This window comes from Alteromonas hispanica (genome assembly GCF_010500915.1).
In the GTDB taxonomy this organism is placed as follows: Bacteria; Pseudomonadota; Gammaproteobacteria; order Enterobacterales; family Alteromonadaceae; genus Alteromonas; species Alteromonas hispanica.
On sequence record NZ_JAAAWP010000001.1, the window covers coordinates 256,066 to 274,205 of the forward strand.

General features: G+C 43.7%; 9 protein-coding genes. All 9 read right to left on the minus strand.

Annotated elements, in window-relative coordinates:
* Positions 1-12: 12 nt before the first annotated feature.
* The 9 genes from GTW09_RS01115 to sucC all read right to left on the minus strand — a co-directional run bounded on the left by GTW09_RS01115 (position 13) and on the right by sucC (position 18,049).
* Complete coding sequence (locus tag GTW09_RS01115) at positions 13-909, minus strand: PEP-CTERM/exosortase system-associated acyltransferase (protein WP_239059236.1); 897 nt, start codon at positions 907-909, stop codon at positions 13-15.
* 113 nt (positions 910-1,022) lie between these two features.
* Complete coding sequence (locus GTW09_RS01120) at positions 1,023-1,529, minus strand: RNA methyltransferase (protein WP_071979747.1); 507 nt, start codon at positions 1,527-1,529, stop codon at positions 1,023-1,025.
* 558 nt (positions 1,530-2,087) lie between these two features.
* Positions 2,088-2,930: a patatin-like phospholipase family protein gene (locus GTW09_RS01125; protein ID WP_163109935.1), complete on the minus strand. Its 843-nt coding sequence runs from the start codon at positions 2,928-2,930 to the stop codon at positions 2,088-2,090.
* Positions 2,931-3,145: 215 nt separating this feature from the next.
* Complete coding sequence (locus GTW09_RS01130) at positions 3,146-7,477, minus strand: alpha-1,6-glucosidase domain-containing protein (protein WP_163109339.1); 4,332 nt, start codon at positions 7,475-7,477, stop codon at positions 3,146-3,148.
* A 71-nt stretch (positions 7,478-7,548) separates the two neighbouring features.
* The gene (locus GTW09_RS01135) at positions 7,549-10,608 is read right to left on the minus strand and encodes a TonB-dependent receptor (protein WP_163109341.1); all 3,060 of its coding nucleotides are present in this window, start codon (positions 10,606-10,608) and stop codon (positions 7,549-7,551) included.
* 405 nt (positions 10,609-11,013) lie between these two features.
* Entirely contained in the window at positions 11,014-12,510 is a 1,497-nt protein-coding gene (locus tag GTW09_RS01140) for a tryptophan halogenase family protein (RefSeq protein ID WP_163109343.1), read from the minus strand.
* 209 nt (positions 12,511-12,719) lie between these two features.
* Positions 12,720-15,641 carry a TonB-dependent receptor gene (locus GTW09_RS01145; protein ID WP_163109345.1) on the minus strand — a complete coding sequence of 974 codons (2,922 nt, stop codon included), beginning with the start codon at positions 15,639-15,641 and terminating at the stop codon, positions 12,720-12,722.
* Between the two features lie 369 nt (positions 15,642-16,010).
* Positions 16,011-16,883, minus strand: coding sequence for a succinate--CoA ligase subunit alpha (gene sucD / locus GTW09_RS01150; protein WP_071979752.1), 873 nt, complete (start codon positions 16,881-16,883; stop codon positions 16,011-16,013).
* Complete coding sequence (sucC, locus tag GTW09_RS01155) at positions 16,883-18,049, minus strand: ADP-forming succinate--CoA ligase subunit beta (protein WP_071979753.1); 1,167 nt, start codon at positions 18,047-18,049, stop codon at positions 16,883-16,885. The genes sucD and sucC overlap by 1 nt, the downstream gene beginning before the upstream one ends.
* Between the last annotated feature and the right edge of the window lie 91 nt (positions 18,050-18,140).

The window sequence follows — 18,140 nt, forward strand, 5'->3', positions numbered from 1 at the left end:
GAGTAGGTTTTTTTAAGCCGCTCTCGATACCTTACTATCGCCAACACGTTGAAACACGGCGGAACTGCAGTCAATGTTTGCGTAATCCACTTTATTATCTAGCATGCTCATACCCAATGACATCTTTTGCAGACTCGGCTGCATAGTATCATGCACTTCGCGCTGAAATCGCTGTAACGTCTTGGATAGATCATTTTGAAAATCTGTTGACGATAAACGATAAGGCACTCGCTTACCTTTAAAACTTATTGCTTCACCAACTTCATTAAAATGAATGCCAAATGCTTTCATTCGCCTCGCCAGCTTTGGCTCCATGAGTACGTAGGCATGAGACATATTTAAATGAAGACAAACACTTGTGGCCATCAGATAAAGTGCAATGGATAAATAGGGAAAGTGTTCTAAGTTAAAGTCCAAGTTTTTGGATTGCTTTATTTTATTCAGTTTTTTTCTTGGGAAGACTTTGGATTTGAACTGTCGCACGCGAAACTCTCGTGGTACCGCAAGACGTGATATTTCACATACTCCTTCGCTAGTTAAACTTGATGGTAACAATGAAGAACTGTTAAATGCATCAGAGAACTTTTCTTCTAATGGTAGCGAACCGTCTTCTTCCTTTGGCAAAACAAGCCTGATAGTGCCAGCACATTCTCCTGTGGGAAGGTGCTTGATGTAACAGTTAATCGCTCTGTCATCATACTGGTCTATTTCTAGTGAAGAAGCTGTGGTTTGCTCAAACTTCATTTCTTCACAATAAACTTTATGGCGAGTTTTAAAAGAGACCTCTTTTTCATCATCATCATTAGCTACAACAAGTTGATAACGGCTGAAGAAAAACCGCACTATCTCCTCATCAAGAGAAGTTTCTTTTGACAATACGCGAGGTAAAAACGAAGGAATTCTTTTCATTTTTTCCGTTACTGAGCTTTTTAGTGCTCGCATTGCTTTTTTTGTTTTAATCTTCAACGCAAAACTCTCCCACACTTTTTGTATTCAGTTAGCTTCCCGGCCTTTCTAAACAGTTAGATTTTTGTTGTATTGTTCGTATCTCTGCTGCTGCGAATTAGCGCATCCCCGCTAATAAAGTCTGATTTTGATAACCTGTCATATAAAAGTACATTTGCTGTTGCGGCCAAATTCATGCAGGAAAAAGTTGGTATATAGACAACATGGTCACACCACGCCAACACATCCTGCGGCACACTGCCATCTTCTGGACCAAGAATATAAAACGCATTTTCAGGGTGTTCGAAATGCGGTAAAGGAACCGCGCCTTCTACTAACTCCACACAAACGACTTCTGCACCTTTTGGCACTGCGTCTTTAAGACTCTCAACGCCAATTGTGGGTATTATTTTGTGAAATGCTTTAGTGTCTGCATTGAACTCTTTGGCTAACCTATATCTTTGTCCGGTATAAAAAACCGAGGCAACGCCGTAGCATCCCGCCGCTCTTAAGATAGACGCGACATTCACTGGATTTTTCGGGTTAATTAGACCAAGTGACGTTTTTTGTTTTTTTAGTTGCATACGTTAATTTTTATTTACACTTTTTAGTGAGCGCTGATACTGCCACGGTTTAAGATGCCCTGCCAGATGACGGCGTTAAGATTTAGCCTAAGGTATAAATTTTTTATTCTTTTTGTATCAGCTTTTTTTACACGTTTGAGATAGAACTGACATGGATTACCGCTAACAAAAATTTTTTTCAAAAGTGCGTGCATCTTTCTCATTCAGCAAGAACTGAACCACCTGTGAAAAATATGCACGGCTTAATATGTAAAACTTACACGAATATACTATAGCAATATTAATCAACACGTTAAGTGAAAAGTCCAAGATGGCGAAGATGCTTTTGATTACAGTTCGATTAGCTCGATAGATAGAAAGTAAGGATACGATAGACCCTTGAAGGTTGGCATGTCTGCGAAAAGATACAGCGCAATGCACTGTTTACTCTTGCTTTAATTAAGTATGTAGTGGAATGAGGATTGGAATAGAGCAAGAAACGCGCTGCTGTATCAAATCAGATACGGATTGGCATGAAAGATAAAAATGACGTTTCACAGGTGAGTTATAGCACAGTAATTAACCCGCTAAACGCTGAGTAATGGTCTGCACAAATCGCCGGCCCATGCGCCTACCCTGTGCATAACCGCGTAGAAGCTTTTTCTTGTCCATGGTGAGGCGTCTTACACAAAAGCCAACATCTGGCGCTATTACATGCACCACACAGTCTTTAGGCGGATTAGTGATAAATTGCAATGTATCATTATAAATTTTAGGTCGGTTGAGTAAGCTTTTAAGCAATTCAGGTTGATCACGATACATTTTTTCGAGTAACCATGCCGACTTTACTGCAGGTTTAGTGAAGCCTGGTGGTTGAGAAAGAATAACGGTTATCTCACGTGCCCCCATGTCATAGGCTTGTTTTACCGGAATGGCGTCTGCAACACCGCCGTCGACGTAGCGATGATTGCCGATGCGAGGTTGTTCCCTGAATGCTGTTGGCAATGCACATGATGCAACCATTAAATCATCAACATTGGTTTTGATTGCCTTAAAGTATTCACATTCTCCAGAGTCTACGTTTGTCACGCCAACATAAAGAGGCATGTAATTTCCCGCCTCTGGTGAAGGTATACCAAGGGATTGTTTGGAATGATGCCACAGCCAATGGACATCGGTCATGTGCCCACCTTTTACAAACCGCAAGGGGCTAAAAAATTCTCGCTTAGTCGCGTAATTCAAAATAATCTGCTTACTTAACCCTTGCATATTGGTGACATAAGTAGAGAGGTTGGTAGCTCCAGCTGAGACACCAATAGCAAAGTCAAAGTCGAAATAGCCCTTTTCCATAAACTTGTCTAGCACGCCCGCAGCGAATACGCCGCGCATAGCGCCACCTTCTACCACTAGTGCTTTTTTCAACGACTTTTGTTGCATGGTTAACTCCTTCTCAACCCAAAACCTTTTGTAATGGCTATTACTTCTAGAGGGATACAAGTATTGCGCCATTTGCTCACAATATTCTTACAGGCCCAGTAAAAAGCTAGATATGCACGATATCTCCATACCGCTTTTTGCAAAAAAACCGCAATATAAAAATATTGCGGTTTTATTGTTTGCGATGTTTTTCTTTGATATTACTTTAAGGTGACCGTTAACGTTGGCGCTGCGCCATTTGGCCCGGACACTCTAAATTGGTATAGACCTGACTGAGGAACATCCATCATTAGATTGTTGTTACTACTACCAAGAACTTTTGGCCTATCGATATCCACCACATTAGTAGCTGATTCATTCGGGTTACCCAAGTTCACTGTTGACCAATCCTCTGATGCAACTTTAAATTCAACCGAGCCAGCACTTAATTCTACATCGGCCACGTATTCACCGTTTCCGAGATAAGAAAATACATCTTCAGCCCCCCAACCATTCATACCGCCTCTGACATAAACGTTAGTTTCACCCCAAAACGCCTCTTTATACACGCCAATAGTAGGAGCGTCTTTATCAGATACATCAAACACGAATACATAGCGATCTGGGTTATCAATAGTAAGTATGAGATTGTCATTAGTTGGTGCCAGCGCTAGAGACCCTCCAACAAACAGATTTCTGTCACTATCAGCGCTGCTAAGTGCACCTAAATTAACTGTACTCCAATCTTCAGAAGCCACTTTAAATTCGTAGGTTCCAGGTTCCATATTGCGCGCAAATGTGTAAACCCTCCCACCTTGGTAGTTAAACTCTTCTTCTGTGCCCCAGTCGTTCATTGCACCACGCAAGTACACTGATGTGCCAACATAGGGCTCTTCGTTTTCAATTAACAAGGCCGGTGCTTCGCTATCAGACGCATCGATAATAAATAAATAAGTTGCGTCAATTGATGGCGTAAACATGAGATTGGTGTTTGTTCGTCCTAAAACCTTTTCCTCGTTTTCAACAACATTACTGTCATCACCGTCAAGCGCACCAAAGTTAACGGTAGCCCAATCTTCAGAAGCAAACTTGAACCCGTAAGTTGTTCCACCCTCAAGCGGTACCGCAACTGTGTATACGCCGTCTCCTTGGTAAGTAAATGCATTGTCTAATGACCATCCATTCATATCACCGCGTAAATAGGCGACCGTGTCACCATAAGGTACAACGTCTGGGGCACCTGATGTTGCAAATGCTGATAACCCATATCCTTGTGACCCCGACTGTGGTTTCACGAAAACAGCGATTGTGAGCGCAGGAACGGTGAACGTACCATTTCCATCTTCGCTCTCTGCAAAAGTGGCGGCTCGCACCTGACTATCAACGGAGCTCGCGTGAGTGGCATGAAGAACAAAACCTGTTGCTGTGTTTACCGTTATCGCTTTTTCTTCATAGCCAGTGTTAACAAGCACCATAATGGCATCGTTAAGCATGTCTATATCATTGCGGTTTTGCTCGGGGTCTTGCGGCACGCCGTCATCTATACTCATGGCGATAAGACCCTTTTGCTGGCGGCTTCCAATATTGTGAAAACCCACGCGATCTATTATGTCTTCAGCAGTCGTTAACCTAAAGAGAGGGCTAGACATTCGAATTGACAATAACTCAGCAAACACGTCGGAAGCGAACATAATGTCAGCACTTGAGGCTGCGCGCTCAGGGTCGTAGATAAACTCGCCCATTTCTTCCCATCGCGCTTCATTGTCTTGTGCAAGCGGAAGGCCTACATTCCAATTGTTAGTTGAATAGGTAAAGTCTACATAATTAAACCAATCACCCGAGTCGTAAGTGTTTCTATCCATTGATTTAGAGCGCAGCATATCCCCGCCCATTTGTAAAAATGGAATACCCTGAGAAACCAGTGTAATACCCATAGCCACATTTTGCGCTCTTACTCGCTCTTGTAAACTAATGTCTTGCGGAAGCGTGTAATTAAGCTGATCCCAAAGCGTTTCATTATCGTGTTTTGATACATAGTTAATGATATCAGCCGGATCATCAGCATAGCCGCCTAAGTTACTGGTGGCCCCTGCGCTACCTGCAGAGGTTTCGAGTATGTAATCTTTAAGCGTGCCCGCCATACTCATCTTCACGCGGTCTTGATCGCTTAGCAGAGAGTCTGACTGTGGTGAAAAGATGTTACCTTGTCGAATTGCTTCGCGTATACGGTCGTTATAAGTACCAATTTCAGTACCCGCCATATTTAACTGATTGGCTTGCTCATAACCGCGGTCTATTTTTGTCCAACCTTCACCGTAAAAATAATTATCGTCATCGATTGCTTGCACAGCCTCGCGTAAGCGCACCATGGTGTCTTTTGTTGCCTGACTCATAATGTCAAAACGGAAAGCATCGTATTTGTAATGCTCAGTCCAAAGAAGTAAAGAATCTTCCATGAACTTTTCCATCATTACGTTGCGTGGCTCAGTATCATCACAACAAGTCTCACGAACGATAGCGCCCGTATCCACTTCATAACGGTGATAATAACCAGGAACAGTCTTATCCAACACAGACTTTGAAAATACACCCGATGCATTAGTATGATTGTAAACAACATCTAGCGCCACGCGCAGCCCCATTTCATGAAGTGCCTGAACCATTGCCCGCATTTCAATAATGCGTTCTACCCCTTCTGCACTCGATGCATAGCTTCCTTCTGGCGCGTTAAAGTGATGCGGATCATATCCCCAGTTGAATGTATCTACACCGCGAAGATCATTAGTAAGCTGCTGCGCTTTTGCAGCTTCAGCAAGTGGGTCGTAACTGTTATAAACATCAATGAGTAGCGTATTTTCACTTTCTTCATCGCAAACTGCAGCATCATCGTTTAAGCGACATAGTTCACCTACGGTGTCATATAAATCTATCGTATTTGTCGGATCTTCATCGATAGTTGCAATGTCGTTGGCAGGTAAAATATGAAAGTAGTTTAGCCCTGCATCAACCAGTTTTTGAAGATGCGCTACTGGCGCTGTTCCCTCTTCAGTAAAGGCAAGGTATTTACCGCGATTTTCCTCAGAAGTAGACATATCTAACACACTAAAATCACGTATATGACCTTCGTAAATCACAGCATCTTCTACATTTTCAATAGTTGGAATGTTGTGTGAATCCCACCCTTCTGGTTTAAGGTCTTCGTCGGATAGATTTACAAAGCGGGAAAATCGGCCATTAGTAGTGAGTGAAACAGAGTATGGGTCTGTTACTAAAAGCGTTTCAATATTACCTGTGACCGGATGAAACACGGTAATTTCATAACGATATAATCGTCTGTCTAAAGACATATCGCCATTGTAGCGCCAAACTCCAGAGGTTGGATCAAGGCTCATCTCTAGACGTTCAGACAGACTTTTATTGTCGTTATAAATTAACAGATCAACGTTGGATGCTGTGGGTGCCCAGACAGCGGCGGTAATACCATTTTCTTGATAGATACCGCCCAGTTCGGCCTCATCAGCGTCGTTTTCACCGCGAGTGTAAATAGCATCGATGGCGTTTGCGAGTTGAATTCCCGTTGCTGCCACTAAGTTACCATCGACATCGTACCCACCCAGCGCGGTTTGCGTTGTTAATACGGTCTTTGCATCATCGAGGGTCCAAGTACCTTCCCACGCAGTCATATCGCCAAGGTGAGGAGCCTGCGCTACTTGTTCTTCAGTTAACGACGTAGCCATTAGTTCTACCGCTGTGCCGTTAATGCCATTTTCCAAAGTGCTTTCTAAACTAGCAGTGTCGGAATAATGTAATTTAACAGTGGCTACCGCTTCAGGCACATCCCATAAAATAGTATTACTATCGAGCCAGTGAGCACCAAAACCTTCGATATCGACTGGCTGGGGTCCTAGCGACATAATTGGGAATTCAAAAAGGGTGGGCTCGCCAGACAAGGTAAAGTTCATACGCGTGAAAGTCTCATCGTCTTGAACAAGTGAAGCTTGAAAATCACCACCGCCCATTTCTTTCCCTGCGTCATCAGTGCCTTTGTGAATAATAAAGTTATGACAATCACCATAGTTGTCTTTTAAATCTAAGATCCAATAGGCCCCGTAATTAGGGTCGACTCCATTATGCACACGCCCATTAGCCCAGTCTGTATCTGCATCGGCATACGCATCACAGGTATCATTATTCCATGTATGCAAGCGCCAGCCTTCGTAAGCTGGATCGCTGCTGGAGTTATCGGCATCAACCGCCGCACGGTTGTAATACAATACAGCTTGGTTATCACCAGGGGTAAACACTGGCATTGGCAGAGATGGATCAGCGCCTACAACACAAGCGTCATTGGTTTCGTTAGGTACGGTTGGCGCTTCACATGCGATAGGTGGAGGCGCTACGCACTCAGTTCCTGTTTCATCGGGTACGTTAGGCACCTCACAGGTTAATAATTCGTTGGTGCCAGACTCTACATCTGCCCCCCCACATCCTGCTATTATAAGGGCGCCTACTATCAGCACAGCTAACCGCCATACTCTTAAGCTAGTAAACATAGTGTTCTCCTGATTTGTTCTTATATTTTTGGCATTTATCACAGTGATAACGCGGCTTAGGACTAGAGCTCTCATAATCGGTATGTCATCCCTAAGAAGTATTGTGTGCCAAAGAATTGGATAGTGCCGGTTTGCTCTTGTGACGAGAAGTAGCTGCGAGTGGGCTCATCGGTAAGGTTGTTCACCTGAAATAATACGCTCCAATTCTCATTCAATTCGTAAGATGCTTGATAATCAACAACGAGCTCAGAATCGAAGTTTACGACCTGATCGTTGACCGCAACTTGTTGAGAAACAAACGAATCCCTAAAGCGTGTGGAAAGACGGGTTTCAAATCCCTCGTATTCCCAAAATGCGGTTAGTGTGGCCACATTTTCAGACAGACCAGGCAAACTCGTTGCGTAAATGCCATCGCCAAGTGTTCTCTGAATCTCGCTTTCTGTATATGAATAGCTCGCGCTAATGCCTAGGCCAGACCAAAAGCCAGGTAACATGCTGTAAATTTGCGTATAGGCAATTTCAATGCCTCTAATGTAACCACCTTCAGCGTTGTTAACTGCTGTACTGTAGCTTCCGTTTTCTGTTGGCACAGTTACAAACAAAGGGTCGCCATTAGCGTCTACTGCTAATTCTGATTCCTGGCCTGTAAACTCTGGCGTTAAATACACCGGCACTTGTACAGAGTCTGGCGTAACAATGCCATTCGCTTCAAAGTCGTATGGGTCTATTTCTATGTCTTCGACAAACGATTCAATATCCTTGTAGAAGCCAGCTATAACTAGTGCACCTTCTGTTTCGCTAAAATAGTACTCCCATGACACATCGTATTGAGTGGCATAAAATGGCTCTAAATACGGACTATTACGTGCGTTGCCATTTACCCGAGCTGTCGGGGTAGATAGGGTTATTTCCCCAGAATCTCGGTCTTGAAACGCAGTAACTACCTCTACGTTTGTTGAGGCATTGGCGGCAAAACGATTAATTGGTGCCCTCCCCATTACCTTTGCAGCAGCAACACGTAACTGCATATCGTCGTTAAGCTGAAAGTTTAAGTTGATTGACGGCAACACATCACTGTATTCATGGCTCAATAGCGCAGGGCGGTAAAAGTTATTAATAAGACCTACATCATCAGTAATGTTTTGCGCGCCCGCAGTTGGGTCGCTAACTTCTTCAGTTGCACCGGTTTCTAGGTCGGTAATAAGTTGAGTGGCACGCTGAAGCGTGGTTGAGCGTTGTTTACTTTTTACGTAACGCACACCCACATTACCGGTTACTGGAAGACGCCCAATTTCCGTATTTATCGTCGCCATTAAGTAGGCTGAATTCACGGTTTCAAAAACATCACCGCTCTCTTGTAACGTCCAAGCAGTTGCCGGCCCCGTGCCTGGGCCATTTATTACACCTGCAGCACCAGGACCCCAAGTTTGAACCGGTACAGGCCTGCCATCTGGAAACCACGCGTTAAGTGCGCTGTCCAAGTCTACCGACAGATAACTTGGGAAATAGCCAAAGTCTCCGCTCCAGTCTACCTGTTCCACCATATCTGAGGTTAGTTTTAGCGGCGGTTGGCTTACTGAGAATGCGCTGTCGTTTCCATACTCAAACACAGAGCGATCGTTGTTATATTCTCTGTCTGAATAGCGGTAACCAAATTCCAAGCCGGATATAACGGGTGAATCTATAAAATATTGAAAATCAATTCTGTAGGCATCTAATTCGTCTTTATTTTCAAAAGGGTAAATACCATACTTGCTTACCATCACGCGGTCGGTGTCGGTGAACGCATTCATTTGATTAAAACCTAAGTCAGGTAAGTCTAATCCATTCAGCAAATATGATATTTGCACGTTCTCATCGAAAACCGGATTGGCTGCATTGGCGTCTTCTCCCACTAAAGACCACAATAAACCGTTTCTAAAGTCGCTTTCAGCGGTAGAACGAGAGATGTCGAACTGAACCGCTAGGTCGGCACTAATTTCCCAATTGGCATTCACACCAAAGTTTGCAACGCTATCGAAATCTTGATTGTCGTCGTTGACGAGTTCTATGCGAGTAAAGCTATTGTCTGTGCGTGAAAACGTGCCGCCAATCACGCTGTTATTCACAATGGTAGGGTTAGTGATCCCTGCGTTGATACCGCCAAGTTTCACTCGGAAGCCTCTTGCAAACGCTTCAGAGTCAAACTTTGAAATAAAGGCATCGGCTTTTAGCGTAAAGGTGTCGATTGGTGCCCATTCAATGGCAGCCACATAACCATCGCGAGTCTCTTCACCCCCTTTGTGCTGCATTTCAAACCCTTCGGAAATGTATTCACATTCCACACACGAGTCAGGCCCATCAGTGTCACCTTCAATGCCGTCTACATCCACCAATCCGTTGTATGCAAGCCCAATAAACTGGGTTGAAACACTCGGTTGAAATAAGCGCGCATACCCCAGCGATACACCTACGGTGTCATCTAAAAATTTGCCTTGATAGGAAAAGCTAAGACGATGACCGAACTCTTCTGCGTCGGAAATCTCTGATGCTCTATCGTTATACATTCCTCGCATATTGGCGCTGAATTTATGTTGCTCCTGCATTTTAAGGGGGGACGCAGTTTTCAATTCAACGGTACCCGCAATACCACCTTCGATAAGAGAGGCTTTCGGTGATTTATACACCGCAGCTTCACTGATTAACTCCGAAGGGTACTGATCAAATTCAATGGCCCGGCTACCGCTTGTAGAAACCTGCTCACGGCCATTTAAGGTTGAAAATACAAAATCGCCCGAAAGGCCGCGAATGTTTATCTGCGCTGCTTGACCACCTGTACGAACCGCCGAAATACCAGGAAGACGAGTAAGTGCATCGGCCATTGAAACATCAGGTAGGCCGCCAAGATCATCAGCTGATATCTGTTCAGATACAGTATCTGAGAAGCGTTTTTGATTTAGCGATTGAATTAGACTGGTACTAAAACCCCGCACTTCAATGCGCTCAACTTCTTCTGGGGGAATGTCGACTTTGTCCGTTTTTCTATCTTGTGTGTTTTCAGCTACGTCCTGTGCATAAGATGGAAGCGACATAAATGCCACTCCACTACTTATTAGAGCAGCCATTATTGTACTGGGTTTGAATGTTTTCATTGGTGTCCCATTTCTGATTATTGTCGACAAGTTAGGACTGCCACACCTAATCTTGTCTCTTTTATTCCAGTAATAGATATTACTGTTTTGTTCAAAAAGAGAGCAATGCTATGCATACGTATTCATTTACATAAAAAACACAAACTGAAAACAAATTTAAAACACAAATGGTTAGAGATAGAAATAAAAAGAAAAGCGCGAAAGTGACATATAAAAACCACAAAAAAGATGCGATCTTGTGCTGCAGGAGGGAAAGTTAAAGAGGTGTTTATTAGAATACGTGAAATTTGCACTCGACAAAACGAATGCATAAATATCCAGGTACAAATTGCAATTGCAGTTCGAGAAGTCCTTTTCTTTATGTTTGTTGTCTACAACTTGAAGAGGTATCCGCTAGCAGTACCTCTACTGCTGCGCACAAAATTGTTTTAAAAACTCATCATGGCTAGCAATTTTACTGACAGGCTCATGTTTTATGCGTTTTATGTTTTTCATCAAGTCCATTAGTTTCTGCTCTGAAATACCATTGGCAAGGGGATGATAATCGTTAGGCGAGACACCCTGCCCCATAAGCACTTGTAACCATGAACTTTCTAAAAACAAATCATTTTGCTCTCGGAACAAATTGCCAGAATCCCTAAATAACTCAATTTTGTGAGTAAGACTATCTGGCACATCCATTTCTCGAACATCTCGCCAAAACTGACTATCAGTACGCTCGTTTACGTGATAGTGCAAAATAATAAAATCTCGAATTTGTTCATATTCAATTCTTGATTGCTCGTTATATTCATCAACTTGCTTTTGTTTAACGCCATGGTGCGGAAACAAGTGTATTAACCGTACTATCGCAGATTGAATAAGGTGGATACTTGTGGATTCAAGTGGTTCGAGAAAGCCACTTGCCAATCCTACGGCAATAACATTCTTGTTCCATTGTTTACGTCTGCGACCAGTTTTGAACCTGATGAAATTAGGATCGGCGAGAGGTTTAGTTTCAAGATTGGCAGAAAGAATACCCAAAGCTTCGTCGTCACTGTAATAGTTACTGCTATAAACCAAGCCATTGCCATTGCGATGTTGAAGAGGAATGCGCCATTGCCAACCCGCACTGTGTGCGATAGAGCGAGTAAATGGAACCGTTTTCTCAAAACGTTCAGAAGGCATAGCTACAGCCCTGTCGCAGGGCAACCAGTGCGACCAGTCCTCGTACCCCGTATTGAGTGTTTGCTGGGTTAACAATCCTTTAAAACCGGAACAGTCAATAAAGAGATCGCCGTTAATCATTTGCCCATTCTTTAGACAAACCCCTTTAATAAAGCCGTTTTCAGGGTGTTGCTCTACCCGCTCGATAACGCCTTCAGTGCGCACAACTCCCATTGCCTCGCATTTTTTTCGCAAAAAGCGGGCATACAAAGAGGCATCGAAGTGATAAGCATACGGCATTTCAATAACAGGGTCTGGGGTTTTTATATGCGCAAATTTGCCGGCCTCGCAGGCCAGATAATTAAGGTCATATTCCCAAATTGAATCTTTCAATCCAAGTTGTTGTGCCCGCTTGAAGTAATGGTGGAAATGACAAAATGCATAGCTTTTTCCCGGCGCACCGAAAGTGTGATAATAGCTATCGCCCTGAGTCTTCCAATTCTCAAAACGAATGGCTAATTTCATGGTGGCGTTGGTTTCTCGTAAAAATTCTTTTTCATCCAACCCTAGCATATTGTTTAATAATGCGATGGGCGGAATAGTGGCCTCTCCAACACCAACAGTCCCGATGTCTTCCGACTCAACCAAGTTTACGTTCACCTGGCTTCCAAGAAGGCGCTTAATTACCGCAGCTGAAATCCAACCAGCGGTGCCGCCACCCACTACTACAACATTCGTCACCGTATTATTTGTCATTGCTTTGATATCACCAAAATTTAGCTTTGCTTTTATATAGACACTGTTACACAGAGTTGGCCATAGAAAAATAAAGTTTAAACTAAAAGACCCCAACCAGTGCGACTAATTGGGGCCCATTCTTATTTAACTGTTTTCTGCAGTTTTTTGCTCTAGCCGCGTTGGTGTATTTTAAAATAATCCAACGTGACTAATGTGCAAAGTCAGCATTAAAACGTGTAGTTAACACCTAACAAGAAGTTGCGACCAAACTGCTGAAACTCGGTAATTTGACGAGAGTCACCTGGGTTTGTGCGAACCGTAGGCTCGTCTGTTAAGTTCTGACCTTGAAGCGTTACACGTAATCCATGTAATGATTCTATGCCAGATTCACTGAAGTCGTAGCCAATCTGTGCGTCCCATTGTTCAACGCCTGCATCCTGAATTTGAGCAAGCGAAAGGCTAACCGCTCGAGTTTCGGTGCTAAACGCGTCGCGCTTGGTACCAGAAACGCGGAACTCAAAGCCATTATTCTCATAAAACGCTGTAAGTGAATAAGTTTCATCTGATAGCCCTGGTACCGCATCGCCGTTATCTAACTCACCGTCTAAGAAAGTTGCGCTTGCAAACATACCAAAACCTTCAAGAGATTCGTGGAACAAGTCAAACGGAATACTCCCTTGAACTTCCCAACCACGTACAAACCCTTCCAGTCCGTCTTCACGGAAGCTTACAACGCCGTTAAAGATTGCTGGTGGAACAATGTCGTTTTCATCTAACACATCATCGTTGTTGATGTCGGTTTGTCCAGACGTTTGGTGGAAACCTTCAATGTATGAGTCACTAAAGTCACCAATTGTCTGCCCGCCAACGTGCCAGTTTGTAAGATCTTTATAGAAGAAGCTCACTGCAACATAACCAGAATCAGCAAAGTAATTCTCATAAGCAATATCAAATTGATTCGCTTCTAATGGTCTTAAGCGCGCGTTACCAGAACTTGCAGACCAAGGGCCGTTACCCACGTCTTGAGAAATTATTTGCTGGTCGTTAAATACGAAATTTACCGTATTATTTGGACGCATATCATCCATACGAGGACGGCTCATAACTTTGCCCATTGCAGTACGAATGAACTGGTTATCTGCAAATTCAAAACTCAAGTTCAACGTAGGCAATATATCGTGATAAGAAGATCCATCAGACACAGGCGTTACACTGGTAAAGCCAGTAGGACCAGTTGTGGTATTAAAACCAGTACCGCGCTGTTCCACGTCTACCACCTGAACCCCTAGATTACCTGTGATATAAACACCACGAAGTTCTGTATCGATAGTAAGCTTGGCAAACATAGTTAGAAGGTCTTCAGAGATTGTGTATGTATCGCCTATACGACCATTTTCAAACAACTCTGCTTCTGTCTCGATATAGTAGCCACTGCGATAAAGTGCAAGACTGTCATACGCAACTACACCTTCAATACCAATGTGACTAAGATCTGCTACACCAAGTGGATTTGGAATTGACTCAGAGCTAGGCCACAGTGGAGACGTTAAGAATGCACCATTGTTGTCTTTTGATTTTTCGCGCTCTTGATAGTTAACACCTGCGCTAAACTTCGAGAACATGCCCCAATCAACAAAACCTTCAATATCAAGTCTTACTGCGTCTAGCGTTTCGTCAAACACTGGCTCATTAACGAAGCCATCTTGAGCTGTATCAGGACCAAAACCCTCTACACCCTGGAACTGTTCTACTGGCGCTAATGAACCACCCCACGCCTGTGGACCTGCAAGTTGGATCATAGATGGGTCGGTTAGATCAACACTGTCCAGAGTTGGATGATCACTATATACCGCGCCTGTTGATGTCATAGTCCATGAACGAGGTGTCATAGCCCGACCTGCAACACCCGCACGGCCTACACCAGAATAACTCTCAATATCGGTTATAGTCTTATCCACTTCACCAGTTGACACATCAAGTGTTGCCGTCCAGTTGTCGTTAAGAATGTATTCAACATTTAAACCAAAAGTGGTTAGCTCGGCCTGTTGCTGTCTTGAATCGTTGCGGATAACTGAAAAGAAACCATCAAAATATCCTGATGTAACCAAGCCATCTTCTACGCCGGTAATGGTATATTCGCTTGTGCCCCACTCTGCGCCACCTTCTTCAACACCACGTCTTACATCGTTTTCTTCAAAGTCGATATATAGAGCGTCGAATTGGATTTTTAAGTCGTCCGTAGGCGCGTACTCAATAACACTGGCAACCGAGGTACGCTCAAGCATGGCCGAACGAGTGTAAGAGTCGTGACCACCAAGAACAACAGTGCCATCTGGAACATCTACGGTGTCTTGGCCATCAAATCTGCGTGGATTCCACAGTGGATTTCCGTTATCGTCGAAAGTCCCTTCAGGCGTTGTGTTTACATTGGCATAGCCCCAACCTCGGAAATATTTTTCCTGACGTGGAGACTCCATATCTGCAACAACTAATGCAACACCTAGCTTGTCGTCTGCAAATTTGTCTACGTAGTTGAATGAAATTCTGTGGCCATTGTTATCGAAATCTGGATTTCCAGAATCTTCGCCATTCATTTCGTAGCTGCCGTTAATGGCAAATGTTTCTTTTGCAGTAAGAGGACTCACCGTTCTTATATCAATAGTACCACCTATGCCTTGGGTCATTAAACCGGCTTCAGGTGTTTTATAAACGAGGATATTAGAGACAATTTCAGTTGGGTATAAGTCGAACTCAACCCCACGGTTATCACCCATACCTAATAGTTCGCGACCGTTGAGCGTTGTGCCTACGTAGTTTTCGTTAAAACCACGAACAGAAAGACCGCTGGTTCTGCCGTTTCTTCGCTCACCGGCTAAACCTGGAAGACGAGCCAGTGATTCAGCAATAGAGGTATCTGGCAACTTACCAATATCTTCCGCTGAAAGTGCTTCAACAATAGATGTGTTATCCATTTTTATTGCTTGAGCACGTTGTAAACTTCCGCGAATGCCGCTTACTTCAATGACTTCAACGGCGGCCTCATCAACCGTGTCAGTATCTGACTGCTGTGCTAGTGCAGGGCTACTTCCAAAAGCAACGCCGCCAGCAATAAGCGCTGTCTTTATTAGGTTAGGTTTAAAGTGTTTCATAAAACGTGTGTCCCGTAAGGTTACAAATTTTGCCTATTTATTTGTTATTGTGACAAAGAAATGACAATAGATTACTTGAGCGTAATGCTATAGCGGTGCGACTTATTGCACAATTGTCTGCATACGTATTCAATTAACTTTTTAAACAAAGCGTTAACATAGCTCACAGACAACAAACTTGTAATTTAACACCAGAATCAATGATTTTAGCGACCTAAAGAGGAATTTGTTGTAAATTTGTTTCATGAGGAATAATCGACTTGTTAATAAAATCATAAACAAAACGACTTTCTTTTTGACAGGAGCCTTTAAACAAGCAAAAAAAAGCCCGCGTAACGCGGGCTTTCAAACGTATTAATAAGCGTTAGCTTACCAACCTGTAGTTTCACGAAGTGCTTTACCGATTTCGGCAAGTGAACGCACAGTTTTAACGCCTGCGTCTTCTAGTGCTTTGAATTTCTCATCAGCAGTACCTTTACCGCCTGCGATGATTGCACCAGCGTGACCCATACGCTTGCCTGGAGGGGCTGTAACACCCGCAATGTAAGAAACAACTGGCTTAGTTACGTTCTCTTTGATGAACGCGGCCGCTTCTTCTTCCGCAGTACCGCCGATCTCACCGATCATAACGATAGCTTCTGTTTGTGGGTCATCTTGGAACATTGCAAGAATGTCGATGAAGTTAGAACCAGGAATAGGATCACCACCAATACCAACACAGGTAGACTGGCCGAAACCTTCATCAGTAGTTTGCTTAACCGCTTCGTACGTTAATGTACCAGAGCGAGAAACAATACCTACTTTACCAGGCTTGTGAATATGACCAGGCATGATACCAATTTTACACTCTCCAGGAGTGATAACACCTGGGCAGTTAGGACCAATCATGCGAACGCCTTTTGCTTCAACGTATTCTTTAACGTAAAGCATGTCTAGCGTTGGGATACCTTCAGTGATACATACAATTAGCTCGATACCCGCATCTGCAGCTTCAACAATTGAATCTTTACAGAAAGGCGCTGGTACGTAGATAACTGTTGCAGTTGCACCAGTTGCTTCTACTGCTTCACGTACAGTATTGAATACTGGAAGACCTAAATGCTCAGTACCGCCTTTGCCTGGTGTTACACCACCAACCATTTGCGTACCGTAAGCAATTGCTTGCTCAGAGTGGAATGTACCCTGACCGCCAGTGAAACCCTGACAAATTACTTTAGTATCTTTGTTAATTAATACAGACATTATTTGCCCTCCGCTGCAGCAACAACTTTCTGTGCTGCATCAGTTAGCGATTCAGCAGCAATGATATCAAGACCAGAGTTCGCTAGAACTTCACGGCCAAGCTCTGCATTGGTACCTTCAAGACGTACAACTACTGGTACTTCTACGCCAACTTCTTTAACCGCACCGATAATACCTTCAGCAATCATGTCACAGCGTACGATACCACCGAAGATGTTTACCAATACCGCTTTAACATTGTCATCAGAAAGGATGATTTTGAATGCTTCAGCTACACGCTCTTTCGTCGCGCCGCCACCAACATCTAGGAAGTTAGCTGGCTTGCCGCCGTGTAGGTTTACGATGTCCATAGTACCCATTGCAAGGCCAGCACCGTTAACCATACAACCTACATTACCGTCTAGTGCAACATAGTTAAGTTCCCACTGAGCAGCATGTGCTTCGCGTGAATCTTCCTGTGAAGGATCCTGCATGCCTTTTACTTTAGGCTGGCGATAAAGCGCGTTACCGTCGATCGCAAGTTTTGCGTCTAGGCAGTGAAGGTCACCGTCGTCTTTGATAACAAGCGGGTTGATTTCAATGAGCGCGATATCTAAGTCTTCAAACATTTTAGCAAGACCTAGGAAGATCTTAGTAAACTGTTTGATTTGCACACCGCTAAGACCAAGTTTAAACGCCATTTCGCGCGCTTGGTAAGGCTGAGGACCTACAATAGGGTCAATTTCAGCTTTAAGGATCTTTTCAGGTGTTTCTTCTGCAACAGTTTCAATCTCAACGCCACCTTCAGTAGAAGCCATGAATACAACGCGACGGGTTGTACGGTCAACTACTGCACCAAGGTAAAGTTCGTTTGCGATATCTGTGCAAGATTCAACTAGGATTTTGCTGACAGGCTGACCGTTTTCGTCAGTCTGGAAAGTCACCAAATTTTTGCCAAGCCAGTTTTCAGCAAACGCGCGAATCTCGTCTTTTGTTTTGACTAGCTTCACACCGCCAGCTTTACCGCGGCCGCCCGCGTGTACCTGACATTTTACTACCCACTCTTCTCCGCCAATGCGGTCGGCGGCTTCTACAGCACTTTGAGGAGTGTCTGCTGCGTATCCTTCAGAAACAGGCAAGCCGTATTCTTTGAATAGCTGCTTACCTTGGTATTCATGCAAATTCATGGTGTTTCTATCCGATTTTTAGTAAGACAAAAGTCGCCAAAGCGACTTGATTAGTTTGGCTAATATTAAAAAATATCAGCGTTGCGTTAGA

Excerpts from the sequence above, each read along its gene's own strand:
- GTW09_RS01115 (WP_239059236.1), bottom strand. The coding sequence starts at position 909 with ATGAAAAGAATTCCTTCGTTTTTACCTCGCGTATTGTCAAAAGAAACT.
- GTW09_RS01120 (WP_071979747.1), bottom strand. The coding sequence starts at position 1,529 with ATGCAACTAAAAAAACAAAAAACGTCACTTGGTCTAATTAACCCGAAA.
- GTW09_RS01130 (WP_163109339.1), bottom strand. The coding sequence starts at position 7,477 with ATGTTTACTAGCTTAAGAGTATGGCGGTTAGCTGTGCTGATAGTAGGC.
- GTW09_RS01135 (WP_163109341.1), bottom strand. The coding sequence starts at position 10,608 with ATGAAAACATTCAAACCCAGTACAATAATGGCTGCTCTAATAAGTAGT.
- GTW09_RS01140 (WP_163109343.1), bottom strand. The coding sequence starts at position 12,510 with ATGACAAATAATACGGTGACGAATGTTGTAGTAGTGGGTGGCGGCACC.
- GTW09_RS01145 (WP_163109345.1), bottom strand. The coding sequence starts at position 15,641 with ATGAAACACTTTAAACCTAACCTAATAAAGACAGCGCTTATTGCTGGC.
- sucD (WP_071979752.1), bottom strand. The coding sequence starts at position 16,883 with ATGTCTGTATTAATTAACAAAGATACTAAAGTAATTTGTCAGGGTTTC.
- sucC (WP_071979753.1), bottom strand. The coding sequence starts at position 18,049 with ATGAATTTGCATGAATACCAAGGTAAGCAGCTATTCAAAGAATACGGC.